At 43.4% G+C, this 212-nt stretch carries 1 pseudogene; it reads left to right on the forward strand.

The features are described 5' to 3' along the window. Positions 1 to 212 (forward strand): annotated as a pseudogene (locus tag HJV72_RS19440) (transcription termination/antitermination NusG family protein); the annotation flags it as partial.

Raw genomic sequence — 212 nt, forward strand, 5'->3', positions numbered from 1 at the left:
GGAAGCTTGTTGAGAAAGAGATGTTTCCCGGATACGTATTTCTGGAGAGCAGCCGTCCTGACAAATTGTCGGAGGAACTGGAAGCGTACAGGAAGATCTTAAAAGTGATGGAAGAACCGGGATATTTAATTTCCGTATACGAAGAGGAAGAAACGTATCTTAGAAAGCTCTGCGGTGAACATCACTATCTCAGGATGTCTTACGGTTATAAG

Origin of the sequence: Extibacter sp. GGCC_0201 (genome assembly GCF_017566055.1) — a bacterium.
In the GTDB taxonomy this organism is placed as follows: domain Bacteria; phylum Bacillota; class Clostridia; order Lachnospirales; family Lachnospiraceae; genus Extibacter.